Below are 13,061 nucleotides of genomic sequence, written 5' to 3'. Positions count from 1 at the left end.
TAGATTTAAGAGCGGCGCTGTCTGCCCCCGATGAATGGAGGGTTCGCTCGACCGGCCGCCCAAGTTAAAGTGAAATAGGCGACGATCAAGATAATGTTCACACTTATCCAGATCATCGAGAAGAAGTTAGGAATTGCAAGGGTGGCGAGGATCTGAGCGATGGCGCCGAACAGCCAAAGAACGCCGCCCCAGGGCGTCGCGAGCCAAAGTCCGACGGCCGCCACCAGATCGAGGATCGCGAAAAAAATTGCCGCGGCGCTCCAAATCGGCGCGGCCGTATCGAACAGCGCCTTTTCGGGCAGGAGCATCGCGCTCCATTGAAGCAGGCCTTGGGCGACCCAGATCACCGCCAGCAGACGCATGAAGACGACGAGCACGCGGCCCCAAGAAAAACGTCTCGACGTCTCCCCGGTCCCTTTCGTCGTCGAATCGCCGAGCCTGATTGCCGCGCCGGAGTCGCTCGGCTCCAGTTTCTTTTCGGATCCCCAAGGCGCCTTCATGGCGCGTGGATTTCCGCGGAGACCTGAAGCTCGCCTGCCGTCAAAGGCGCAAAATAAGTATCGACGTCGGCCGGCTGCACAGCTTCGATCTCGGCCGGCCGCCAGGCCGGACTATGGTCTTTGTCGATTATGGCCGCGCGAACGCCTTCGTAGAAATCTTCGCCCCTGGCGACGCGCGCAACGATCCGAAACTCCGTCCGCAGCGCCTCGTCAATGTCGAGGCTTCCGCCGATCTGCATTTGCCGCAAAGCGATCGTTAGGCTCGTCGGCGATTTCGCGCGGATCGTTTCGAAGGTGGCGAAAGCGAATTCCGATCCGCCATAGGCCGCATCGTCGATCTCGTCCAGGATCGCAGCGACAGTCTTGGCCGCAAAGCACCCATCGATGAAATGCCTCTGGCCGGCCAGAGCCGATTCAGGCGCCGGCGCGGCTTCCGCCGCGATAGCCGCGGAAACGTCTTGGCCCTCGATCAGCCTACCCGCCAGGGCCTCATGACGCGCGGAAGGCACGTGAGCGGAGGCGAGCCCGAAGGCGATCGCGTCGCCGCAAGTCAGACGCGCGCCGGTCAAGGCGATATAGACGCCGGCTTTCCCCGGCAAGCGCGGCAGGAAATAGGTGGCCCCGACATCGGGGAAAAAGCCGATGCCGACTTCAGGCATGGCGAAACTGAATTTCTCTCCGGCGACGACATGCGAACCATGAATCGAGATCCCTGCTCCGCCGCCCATGACGATCCCGTCGACGAGTGAAACATAAGGCTTCGGATAAAGCTTGATGCGCCGATTGAGCACATATTCCTCACGCCAGAAGGCGAGCTGATCGTCGAAGCGTCCCGCTTTGCCCAAGTCATGCAGCTGTCGAATATCCGCCCCTGCGCAGAAGGCTCGGTCGCCTGCCGCCTTGACGACGACGCTTTGGACCGCAGGATCATGTTCCCAGGCGTCGAGCGCGCGCGCGATCTCGCGCACCATCGGCAAAGTCAACGCATTAAGCGCGTCGGGGCGATTGAGGACGATGACGCCGCAGCGTCCCTCTTTCGCGCAGGATATTTCCGGATCGCTCATGACCTCTCCTCGAAAATTCAACACGAGAGCTAAGCGCGCTTTCGAAGAGGACTGGCTCCGGCTTCTCGATGATTCACGCGCCTGCCCTACGATTCGAGCCATCGTGGTCGACCGGCGCCTCGAGATTGACGGATTAGACCCCGGAAGGCGGCCGCGTCAACGCAGCTGCCTCTAGGCAGGTTTGATGCCGCGAGCCTTGGATCGCCGGACGATTGGATAAGACGAAGACATATTCTGGGCCTATAATGTGTTTCTCCGACTATCTGGCAGCCGGAGCATCGTTGGAGGTTCATATGGCGCTCCCCAAACTGTCCGCCGGTGCGGCGGCGCTCCTTATGATTGCGTCCCTGCCCGTCGGCGCCGAAGACGCGCCCGTCGAGGCCCAAATTGTCGATGCGATGAACAAGCTTTTCGGCGTTCACGCGGGCTTTCGCGCCAATCACGCCAAGGGCATTGTCGCCGTGGGCCGGTTCAAACCCTCTCCAGAGGCGTCGACCCTGAGCAAAGCAGTACTGTTCGATGGCCCCTCGGTTCCCGTGACCGTCCGCTTCTCGGACGCGACCGGCCTTCCCACCATCCCTGATGGATCGGGCGGCGCCAATCCCCATGGGCTTGCGATCAAGTTTCACCTGCCGGACGGCAATGAAACCGATATGGTCATCAACTCATTGAAGTTTTTCCCCGTGGCGACCGGCGCTGAATTCCGCGACCTGCTGCTGGCATTGGCGGAAAGTCCGCCCGATGCGCCAAAGCCGACCAAATTCGAGACCTTCGCCAAAAGCCATCCGCAGGTTGCGCGCGCTCAGGCGACAGTCGCGACGCCCGATAGTTTCGCGGACGAGCAATATAACGGAGTCGACGCGTTCATTCTGGTCAATAAGAAAGGCGCGAAACAAGCCGTCCGTTATATTGCCGTCCCGGAGAAACTCGTTCATCTGGACCAGGCGGAGGCAGCGAAAATGCCTCCGGATTTCCTCGTCGACGAACTGACCGCGCGCTTGGCGAAAGGCCCTGTGACCTTTTATCTGAAGGCGCAGCTCGCGTCGCCTTCGGATCAAACGAAGGATCCGTCTCTCCCCTGGCCGGATGAGAATAAGGTCGTCGAGCTCGGCGTGCTGACGATCGACAAAGCCGCGCCCGACAGTCTCGAGGCGCAAAAGCAGCTCTTGTTCCTACCGGGTCGACTCGTCGATGGGATCGAGCTGTCCGACGATCCGCTGATCAGCGTGCGCGACGGCGCTTACGCTGTTTCCTTCTCGCGCCGAAATCCATAAACGCGGGCGCCTTGCGCCGACTGGACGAAAGCCTCGGCGTTCAAGCCAAACGTCCGGCTGGCGCTCCCCATCGCCCGAATAGCACCCTGCCATGAGACAAAATAAAACCTCGGGACCGGAAGGCCCCGAGGTTTGTCGATGAAGCGCGAGCGCCTGCGCCCGTTCTATTCCTCGGCCGCCACGCGCGGCTGTTCCAGCAAGGCCGTCGGCTGCGGCGCGGCGGACTGCGACGATTCCGCCTTTTGCGCCAGGATCAACTCGTCCCGCAGGGTCGCGACGCGGCGAAGTTTCGCCATGGCCGCGCCAGTGCCGGCGGGAATGAGCCGACCGACGATGACGTTTTCCTTCAAGCCCTCGAGCGTGTCGGCCTTGCCGTTGACGGCGGCTTCGGTCAGCACGCGGGTCGTCTCCTGGAAGGAGGCGGCGGAGATGAAAGACCTCGTCTGCAGCGAAGCCTTGGTGATCCCGAGGAGAACCGGCGTTCCAGAGGCCGGCTTTCCGCCCATCTCGACAGCCTTAGCATTGGCCTCGTCGAGCTCGAGCTGGTCGACCTGCTCGCCGGACAGAAATTCCGTGTCGCCGGGATCGACGATATCGACCTTCTGCAGCATCTGGCGGACGATCACCTCGATATGCTTGTCGTTGATGCTGACGCCTTGCAGGCGGTAGACTTCCTGGATCTCATTGACGAGATAAGCCGCGAGCTCCTCGACACCCTTGATCGCCAGAATGTCGTGCGGAGCGGGATTTCCGTCGACGATATAATCACCCTTCTCCACGACGTCGCCGTCCTGAAGATGGATGTGCTTGCCTTTCGGGATCAAATATTCGATCGGCTCCGCACCTTCTTCGCTCGGGATGATCGAGACGCGCGTCTTGTTCTTGTAGTCGCGGCCGAATTGCACCGTGCCAGAGGCTTCGGCGATGATCGCATGATCTTTCGGACGACGCGCCTCGAACAATTCCGCGACGCGCGGCAGACCGCCGGTGATGTCGCGCGTCTTCGCCGATTCCATCGAAATGCGCGCGATGATGTCGCCCGCCTTGACCTCGCCGCCCGGATCGACGCCGATGATCGACTCGACCGGCAGCGTGTAGCGGGCGTCGCCGCCGCGCTGCAGCTTACCGACCTTGCCGTCCGCCGTCTTGATCACGATGGACGGCTTCAAGGTCGCCGACCGTTGATTTAATCGCCAGTCGATGACCACGCGCTTAGCGATGCCGGTCGCCTCGTCGATCGTTTCGGTCATCGAGGCCCCTTCGACGAGATCCTCAAAGCCGATGACGCCGTCGATTTCGGTCAAGATCGGCCTGGTGTAGGGATCCCATTCGGCGATCCGCTGGCCGCGCTTGATCTTGTCGCCTTCGTCGACTTTCAATCTGGCGCCGTACTGCACGCGATGGACGGCGCGCTCGACGCCGTCCGAGCCCTCGATCGCCACTGCGACATTGCGCGCCATCACCATGAGGTCGCCCTCGGAATTGCGGGCGAGATGGCGATTGCGGATCTTGACCGTTCCTTCGAAATTAGATTCGATGAAGGACTGGTCGGCGATCTGCGCCGCGCCGCCGATGTGGAACGTGCGCATGGTGAGCTGCGTGCCGGGCTCGCCGATCGACTGCGCCGCGATGACGCCCACGGCTTCGCCCATGTTGACCGGCGTGCCTCGCGCGAGATCGCGGCCATAGCATTTGCCGCAGACTCCGTTCTTGGCTTCGCAGGTCAGCACCGAACGGATCTTCACCTCCTGGATGCCGGCGGCGTTGATGCGCTCGATATGCCACTCCTGGATCATCTCGCCGGCGGCGACGATAATCCCGCCGTCAAGGTCCTTGAGGTCCTCCGCAGTGGTCCGGCCCAGAATGCGGGTGGCGAGCGAGGCGACCACCTGGCCGGCGTCGATGATCGCGCGCATGCGGATGCCGTTTTCAGAGCCGCAATCGACCAAGGTGATGATCGAGTCCTGCGCGACGTCGACGAGACGCCGAGTGAGATAGCCCGAGTTCGCCGTCTTCAACGCCGTGTCGGCGAGGCCTTTGCGCGCGCCGTGAGTCGAGTTGAAATACTCGAGCACGGTGAGGCCTTCCTTGAAGTTCGAGATGATCGGAGTCTCGATGATCTCGCCCGACGGCTTCGTCATCAGGCCGCGCATCGCCGCGAGCTGCTTCATCTGCGTCGGCGAGCCGCGCGCACCCGAGTGCGACATCATGTAGATCGAGTTGATCGGCTTGTCGCGGCCGAGGTCGTCCTTCTGAACCGACGAGATGCGGGCCATCATCTCCTCGGCGAGCTTGTCCGAGCATTTGGCCCAGGCGTCGACGACCTTGTTGTATTTCTCGCCATGCGTGATGAGGCCGTCGTTATACTGCTGCTCATATTCCTTCGCCAGCGCGCTGGTCTCGGCGATGATGCGCGGCTTTGTCTCCGGCACGACCATGTCGTCCTTGCCGAAGGAGATGCCGGCCTTGAAGGCCTCGCGGAAGCCAAGCGCCATGATCCGGTCGCAGAAAATGACCGTCTCCTTCTGCCCGCAATTGCGGTAGACGATGTCGATCATGTTGGAGATTTCCTTTTTCGTCATGAGCTTATTCACGACGTCGAAGGGAATCTTCGTGTGGTTCGGTAGAAGCTGGCCAAGGATCAAGCGTCCGGGCGTGGTGTCGAAGATCTTCGACACGCGCTTGCCCTCCGCGTCATAGGTCCAGGCGCGGCCCTTAATCCGCGTATGCAGCGTGATCGCCTTGGCCTGCAAGGCGTGCTCGATCTCGCCAATATTGGCGAAGGCCATGCCCTGCCCAGGCTCGCCGTCGCGCATCAGCGAGACATAATAGAGTCCGAGCACGATATCCTGACTCGGCACGATGATCGGCTGACCATTGGCCGGATGCAGGATGTTGTTGGTCGACATCATGAGCACGCGCGCTTCGAGCTGCGCCTCGAGCGACAAGGGCACATGCACCGCCATCTGATCGCCGTCGAAATCGGCGTTGAAGGCGGCGCAGACAAGCGGATGCAGTTGGATCGCCTTGCCTTCGATCAGCTTCGGCTCGAAGGCCTGAATGCCGAGGCGATGCAGCGTCGGCGCCCGGTTGAGCATCACCGGATGCTCGCGGATGACCTCGTCGAGAATGTCCCAAACTTCGGGCTTCTCCTTCTCGACCAGTTTCTTCGCCTGCTTGACCGTCGCAGAGAAGCCCTTCGCGTCGAGCCGCGAATAGATGAAGGGCTTGAAAAGCTCCAACGCCATCTTCTTCGGCAAGCCGCATTGATGCAGCTTGAGGTCGGGACCGACGACGATGACCGAGCGGCCGGAATAATCGACGCGCTTGCCGAGCAGGTTCTGGCGGAAACGGCCCTGCTTGCCTTTCAACATGTCAGCGAGCGACTTCAACGGCCTCTTGTTGGCGCCGGTGATAACGCGGCCGCGGCGCCCATTGTCGAACAACGCGTCCACCGCCTCCTGCAGCATGCGCTTCTCGTTGCGCACGATGATGTCAGGCGCGCGCAATTCGATGAGGCGCTTCAGACGATTGTTGCGGTTGATGACGCGGCGATAAAGATCGTTGAGGTCCGAGGTCGCGAATCGCCCGCCGTCGAGCGGCACCAGCGGCCGCAAATCCGGCGGAATGACCGGAACCTCGGTCAGGATCATCCACTCCGGCTTATTGCCGGAATGCATGAAGGCCTCGATGATTTTCAGGCGCTTGGCGAGCTTCTTCGGCTTGAGCTCCGTCGTCGACTGCGCGATCTCGATCTTGAGTTGCTCTGCGATCGTGGCGAGATCCATGTTGCGCAGGATCTCGCGGATCGCCTCGGCTCCGATCATGGCGGTGAAGGAGTCCTGGCCGTACTCGTCCTGAGCGCGCAGGTAATCCTCCTCGTTGAGGAGTTGGCGGTCCTTCAACGGCGTGAGGCCCGGATCCAGAACGATATAGGACTCGAAATAGAGGATGCGCTCGAGATCCTTCAGCGTCATATCGAGCAGCAAGCCGATGCGCGACGGCAGCGACTTCAGGAACCAGATATGCGCGACCGGAGCAGCAAGCGAGATATGCCCCATGCGCTCGCGCCGGACCCGCGACAACGTGACCTCGACGCCGCATTTCTCGCAGATGACGCCCTTATATTTCATCCGCTTGTACTTGCCGCACAAGCACTCGTAGTCCTTGATCGGGCCGAAGATGCGCGCGCAAAAAAGGCCGTCGCGCTCCGGCTTGAAGGTGCGGTAGTTGATCGTCTCCGGCTTCTTGATCTCGCCGAAGGACCAGGACAGAATTTTCTCGGGGCTGGCGATCGATATCTGGATCTGATCGAACGCCTGAGGCTGCACGACCGGATTGAAGAGATTCATGACCTCTTGATTCATAGCCATCTCCTGATGCTTCGGCGGAGCGGCGGCGCAGCCGAGCCGCTTGCCGGAAACTCTCGAAATAACGCTCAATCAGACGCTGGCGCGCAACGGTCCGCGCCAGCGCGCCACGGCGCTATTCAGCGGCCTCGGCCGGCGGTTGGACCAGAGGCTTCACCGTGGACGTCAGCTCAACATTGAGGCAAAGCGAACGCATCTCCTTGACGAGAACGTTGAAGCTTTCGGGAATGCCGGATTCGAAGGCGTCGTCTCCCCGCACGATGGATTCGTAGACCTTCGTGCGCCCGGCGACGTCGTCGGATTTCACCGTCAACATTTCCTGCAGCGTATAGGCCGCCCCATAAGCCTCGAGCGCCCAGACTTCCATCTCGCCGAACCGCTGACCCCCGAATTGCGCCTTGCCTCCAAGCGGCTGTTGGGTGACGAGGCTGTAGGGACCAATCGAGCGCGCGTGGATCTTGTCGTCAACAAGATGATGCAGCTTCAACATGTAGATGTAGCCGACGGTCACCCTTCTGTCGAAAGCTTCGCCGGTGCGTCCGTCGTAGAGCGTCACCTGGCCAGAGGAGTCGAGCCCCGCCTGCCCGAGCATTTCCACGATGTCCTTCTCGCGCGCGCCGTCGAACACCGGAGTGGCGATCGGCACGCCGCGGCGTAAATTCTCGCCAAGCTCGACGACTTCCACGTCGGACAGCTCGGAGATTTCCTTGTCGGCGTGATAAATCTCGCCGAGCTTGCGCCGCAAAGGCGTTGAGTCATTGTCCCGCAAATAGGCGTTGACCGCCGCGCCGACCTGCTTGCCCAAACCGGCGCACGCCCAACCGAGATGGGTCTCGAGAATCTGTCCGACATTCATCCGGCTCGGCACGCCGAGCGGGTTGAGGACGATGTCGACGGGCTGCCCATCGGCGAGGAAGGGCATGTCCTCCTGCGGCACGATCTTCGAGACGACGCCTTTATTGCCATGCCGTCCCGCCATCTTGTCGCCAGGCTGAATCTTGCGCTTCACCGCGACGAAGACCTTCACCATCTTCATCACGCCGGGCGACAATTCATCGCCACGCTGCAGCTTTTCGACCTTATCGAGGAAGCGGCTTTCGAGGCCCTTTTTCGCTTCGTCATATTGCTTACGCATGGCCTCGAGCTCGGCCATGGTCTGGTCGCTCTCGACCGCGAAGATCCACCATTGCGAGCGCGGATATTCCTCGATGAGCTCCTTCGAGAGCGCCGTCTCCTTCTTGAAGCCGCGCGGGCCGGCGATCGCCTTCTTGCCGACCAGCAGATCGAGCACGCGGGCGTAGACGTTGCGGTCCAGAATCGCGAGCTCGTCGTCGCGGTCCTTGGCGAGACGCTCGATCTCCTCGCGCTCGATCGCCTGCGCGCGCTCGTCCTTCTCGACGCCGTGGCGGTTGAAGACGCGCACCTCGACGATCGTCCCCTGCACGCCCGGCGGCACCCGCAGCGAGGTGTCGCGAACGTCCGAGGCCTTCTCGCCGAAAATCGCCCGCAACAGCTTTTCTTCCGGGGTCATCGGGCTTTCGCCCTTTGGCGTGATCTTGCCGACGAGAATGTCGCCCGCCTGCACCTCTGCGCCGATATAGACGATGCCGGCCTCGTCGAGATTTTTCAGCGCTTCTTCCGAGACGTTCGGAATGTCGCGCGTGATTTCCTCGGGGCCGAGCTTGGTGTCGCGCGCCATCACCTCGAATTCATCGATATGGATCGAAGTGAAGACGTCGTCCTTGACGATGCGCTCGTTGAGGAGGATCGAGTCCTCGAAATTATAGCCGTTCCAAGGCATGAAGGCGACGAGCACATTGCGGCCGAGCGCGAGGTCGCCGAGATCCGTCGACGGGCCATCGGCGATGATGTCGCCCTTGCGAACGAAATCGCCGACCCGCACCAAAGGCTTCTGGTTGACGCAGGTCGATTGGTTCGAGCGCTGGAACTTCATCAGCCGATAAATGTCGACGCCCGGCTTGCCGGCGTCGGTCTCCTCGGTCGCGCGGATAACAATGCGGGTCGCGTCGATCTGATCGACATAGCCCGTACGGCGCGCGGCGATCGCCGCGCCCGAATCGCGCGCGACGACAGCCTCCATGCCGGTGCCGACCAGCGGCGCGTCGGCCCGAACGAGCGGCACCGCCTGGCGCTGCATGTTGGATCCCATCAGCGCCCGATTGGCGTCGTCATTCTCGAGGAACGGAATCAACGCGGCCGCAACCGAAACGAGCTGCTTCGGCGAGACGTCCATGAAATCGACGCGCTCGCGCGGCACCATCATGACGTCGCCGGCGTGCCGGCACACGACGAGATCCTCGGTCAGGCTCTTATTTTCGTCGACCGGCGCATTGGCCTGGGCGACGTAATATTTGCCTTCCTCCATCGCCGATAGATAGACGACCTCGTCGGTGACGCGGTTGTCCTTGATCCGCCGATACGGCGCTTCGATGAAGCCGTATTTATTGACCCGCGCAAAAGTAGCGAGCGAGTTGATGAGGCCGATATTCGGCCCTTCCGGCGTCTCGATCGGACAGATGCGGCCATAATGCGTCGGATGCACGTCGCGCACCTCGAAGCCGGCGCGCTCGCGCGTGAGGCCGCCCGGACCCAGAGCCGAAAGGCGCCGCTTATGCGTGATCTCGGACAGCGGGTTGGTCTGATCCATGAACTGCGACAATTGCGACGAGCCGAAAAACTCGCGCACCGCGGCGGCGGCCGGCTTGGCGTTGATGAGGTCCTGCGGCATCACCGTATCGATGTCGACCGAGGACATGCGCTCCTTGATGGCGCGCTCCATGCGCAACAGGCCGAGCCTATACTGATTCTCCATGAGCTCGCCGACCGAGCGCACGCGGCGATTGCCGAGATGGTCGATATCGTCGATCTCGCCGCGTCCGTCGCGCAAGTCGACAAGCGCCCGCACCACCGCGACAATGTCCTCCCGGCGCAGCGTCCGCACCGTGTCGGCCGCGTCGAGATCCATGCGCATGTTCATTTTGACCCGGCCGACCGCTGAAAGATCGTAGCGTTCCGGATCGAAGAACAGGGAGTGGAACATCGCCTCCGCCGTCTCGAGCGTTGGCGGCTCGCCCGGCCGCATCACCCTATAGATGTCGAACAAGGCCTCTTCGCGCGTGCTGTTCTTATCGACCGCGAGCGTGTTGCGGATGTAGGGACCGATATTGATGTGGTCGATGTCGAGCAGCGGCAATTCATCGAAGCCGGCCTCGATCAACAAGGGCAGCGACTTGGCGCTGATCTCATCGCCGGCTTCGGCGAAAATTTCGCCGGTCTGAGGATTGTAGAGATCGACCGCAATATATTGCCCGTAGAGATCCTCGTCCTGCGCGCGCAGAAACTTCACGCCTCTTTCAGCGAGCTGGCGCGCGGTGCGCGCCGTGAGCTTCTTGCCGGCCTCGAGCACGACCTCCCCGGTGTCGGCGTCGAGCAAATCGACGACGGCTTTCATGCCCTTCAGGCGCTCGGGATCGAAAGGCTGACGCCAGCCTTCTTTGTCCCGTGCGAACGTGATCGTCTTGTAGAAGGTCGAAAGGATTTCCTCGCCGTCCAAGCCGAGCGCATAGAGAATCGAGGTCGCGGGAATCTTGCGGCGCCGGTCGATGCGCGCATAGACGATGTCCTTGGCGTCGAACTCAATGTCGAGCCACGAGCCGCGATAAGGAATGATTCGCGCCGCGAAAAGAAGCTTCCCCGAGGAATGGCTCTTGCCCTTGTCGTGATCGAAGAACACGCCCGGCGAGCGATGCATCTGCGAGACGATGACGCGCTCGGTGCCATTGACGATGAAGGTGCCGTTGAGCGTCATCAGGGGCATGTCGCCCATGTAGACGTCCTGCTCCTTGATGTCCTTGACGGATTTGGCGCCGGTGTCGGGATCGACGTCGAACACGATGAGGCGCAGGGTCACCTTCAGCGGCGCGGCGAAGGTCATGCCACGCTGGCGGCACTCGTCGACGTCATATTTCGGCGGCTCGAACTCATATTTGACGAATTCGAGCAGCGAGGTGCTCGAGAAATCCGAAATCGGAAACACCGATTTGAAGACCGCCTGCAGCCCTTCGTCCGGCCGGCCGCCTTGCGGCTCGTCGACGAGCAGGAACTGATCATAGGAGGCTTTTTGAACTTCGATCAGATTGGGCATTTCCGCGACTTCGCGGATATGGCCAAAGAATTTGCGAATACGCTTACGGCCGGTGAAGGTTTGAGCCAAATGATGAGCCATGTCGCTTCTCGCACCTCTTCAAAACGGCGGCCTCCCGGATGGAGGCCCGCCTCTGCCGCATCCAGCTTGGACGCTGGAAAATCGGGACAAACGCCGAGCATTGCGCTGCCCCCCGCGCCGCGGCGCAGGAGCCGCGAGGCGTTTCGCTGAACGGCCGAATCGACCTTTCAGCAACGGATCGACGGCCCTGCGGTTGTCCACAGGGCCGTCGCATGGAAAATTCAAGATCGCATCGGCGATCCGTGAAAAATCACTTGAGCTCGACCTTGGCGCCGGCCTTTTCGAGAGCGGCCTTGATCTTCTCGGCCTCTTCCTTGCTGGCGCCTTCCTTGACCGGCTTGGGCGCGCCCTCAACGAGATCCTTCGCCTCTTTGAGGCCAAGGCCCGTCACCGCGCGCACTTCCTTAATGACTTCGATCTTCTTGTCGCCGACCGCCGCGAGCACCACGGTGAATTCGGTCTGCTCCTCGACCGGCGCGGCGGCGGCGGCGGCCGGGCCAGCGGCGACTGCGACGGCGGCGGCGGCGGAAACGCCCCATTTCGCCTCAAGAAGCTTGGCGAGCTCCGCGGCTTCAAGCACGGTGAGGCTCGACAGATCCTCGACGATTTTCTCCAAATTGGCCATTATTCAGTTCCTTCGATTGGTCTCAATTGTTCGTGTGCTGTCTCTGAATGAAGATCGCAGCGTCAGCCGGCGTCTCGATCGGCATAAGCCGCAAAGACGCGAGCGAGCTTGGCGGCGGGCGCATTGGCGAGCTGCGCGAGCTTCGTCGCGGGCGCCTGGATGAGGCCGAGGAGCTTGGCGCGCAATTCGTCCAGCGAAGGCAGGGTCGCGAGCGACCTCACCCCATCCGGATTCAGCGCGGTCGAGCCCATGGCCCCGCCCAGGATGACGAGCTTGTCGTGATCCTTGGCGAAAGCCACCGCCGCCTTGGGCGCCGCCACCGGATCGTCCGAATAGGCGATCAGCGTCGGCCCCTGCATCAGACCCGAGATCGAAGCGACCTCCGAGCCTTCGAGAGCGATCTTGACGAGACGGTTCTTGGCGACTTGCACGGTGGCGCCGGCTGCGCGCATCTGCTTGCGCAGATTTTGCATTTGCGCCACGGTCAGGCCGGAATAATGCGCGACCACGACGACGGACGTCTTCTTGAAGACCTCCGCCAGGGCGGCGACGCTTTCCTTTTTTTCCGCTCTGTCCAAGTTACTTTCTCCTTGCGCGGGCGCCTGGCTTCAGCCGGGCGTCCGCAGGCTGCAACTGACGCTTGGCGCGACGGCGGAAGACCCGCGCGCTGCAGCGTCGCTGTGCCTGTCCCCCGGAGGGCTTGCGCCGCCCCGGACAGAGGGATTTAGACCAAACTCGAAGGAAGCAGGCTCGGCGAGCCGTCCTGCGCTCCACAATCCGGTTTCACCCCGTCTATGCCGGCTTCCCGCGCCATCCCGCACAAGACGGAACAACGGTCGAGAGATTAAGCGGAACGCCGCCGAAGAGGCGGAATATCGCGCCGGCAGTCTTGGACAGGACAAGGCCGGAAGGGACAGGCGGGCCCCGCCTATCCTCCGGCCTATCCGCCGCACCACAAGCCACCCCGCGCCAATGGCACAGG

Annotated in this window: 7 protein-coding genes; 1 reads left to right on the top strand and 6 read right to left on the bottom strand. The window is 61.9% G+C overall.

From position 1 onward, the window contains the following. Positions 1-5 precede the first annotated feature (5 nt). A complete protein-coding gene (locus tag METAC_RS24675; RefSeq protein WP_051335719.1) occupies positions 6-500 on the bottom strand; it encodes a DUF6163 family protein in 495 nt (164 codons plus the stop codon). Then, positions 497-1,564, bottom strand: coding sequence for an enoyl-CoA hydratase/isomerase family protein (locus tag METAC_RS0119985; RefSeq protein WP_026608382.1), 1,068 nt, complete (start codon positions 1,562-1,564; stop codon positions 497-499). Before METAC_RS0119985 ends, METAC_RS24675 begins: the two co-directional genes overlap by 4 nt. A 293-nt stretch (positions 1,565-1,857) precedes the next feature. On the opposite strand from METAC_RS0119985, the gene METAC_RS0119980 reads away from it, so the two are divergent. Beyond that, positions 1,858-2,838 (top strand): catalase family peroxidase, encoded by a 981-nt coding sequence (locus METAC_RS0119980; RefSeq protein WP_036256875.1) that lies wholly within the window; start codon positions 1,858-1,860, stop codon positions 2,836-2,838. Between the two features lie 164 nt (positions 2,839-3,002). Here the strand turns inward: METAC_RS0119980 and rpoC are convergent, their stop codons facing one another. The 4 genes from rpoC to rplJ all read right to left on the bottom strand — a co-directional run bounded on the left by rpoC (position 3,003) and on the right by rplJ (position 12,657). Then, positions 3,003-7,205 (bottom strand): DNA-directed RNA polymerase subunit beta', encoded by a 4,203-nt coding sequence (rpoC, locus tag METAC_RS0119975; RefSeq protein ID WP_026608380.1) that lies wholly within the window; start codon positions 7,203-7,205, stop codon positions 3,003-3,005. A 118-nt stretch (positions 7,206-7,323) separates the two neighbouring features. Next, a complete protein-coding gene (rpoB, locus tag METAC_RS0119970) occupies positions 7,324-11,442 on the bottom strand; it encodes a DNA-directed RNA polymerase subunit beta (protein ID WP_026608379.1) in 4,119 nt (1,372 codons plus the stop codon). A 262-nt stretch (positions 11,443-11,704) separates the two neighbouring features. Next, complete coding sequence (rplL, locus tag METAC_RS0119965) at positions 11,705-12,079, bottom strand: 50S ribosomal protein L7/L12 (RefSeq protein WP_026608378.1); 375 nt, start codon at positions 12,077-12,079, stop codon at positions 11,705-11,707. Positions 12,080-12,141: 62 nt separating this feature from the next. Further along, positions 12,142-12,657, bottom strand: coding sequence for a 50S ribosomal protein L10 (gene rplJ, locus METAC_RS0119960; protein WP_026608377.1), 516 nt, complete (start codon positions 12,655-12,657; stop codon positions 12,142-12,144). Between the last annotated feature and the right edge of the window lie 404 nt (positions 12,658-13,061).

Source organism: Methylocapsa acidiphila B2 (assembly GCF_000427445.1).
Classification (GTDB): Bacteria; Pseudomonadota; Alphaproteobacteria; order Rhizobiales; family Beijerinckiaceae; genus Methylocapsa; species Methylocapsa acidiphila.
The sequence above is the reverse complement of the archived record's forward strand: the minus strand, read 5'-3'. Positions and strand labels throughout refer to the sequence as shown.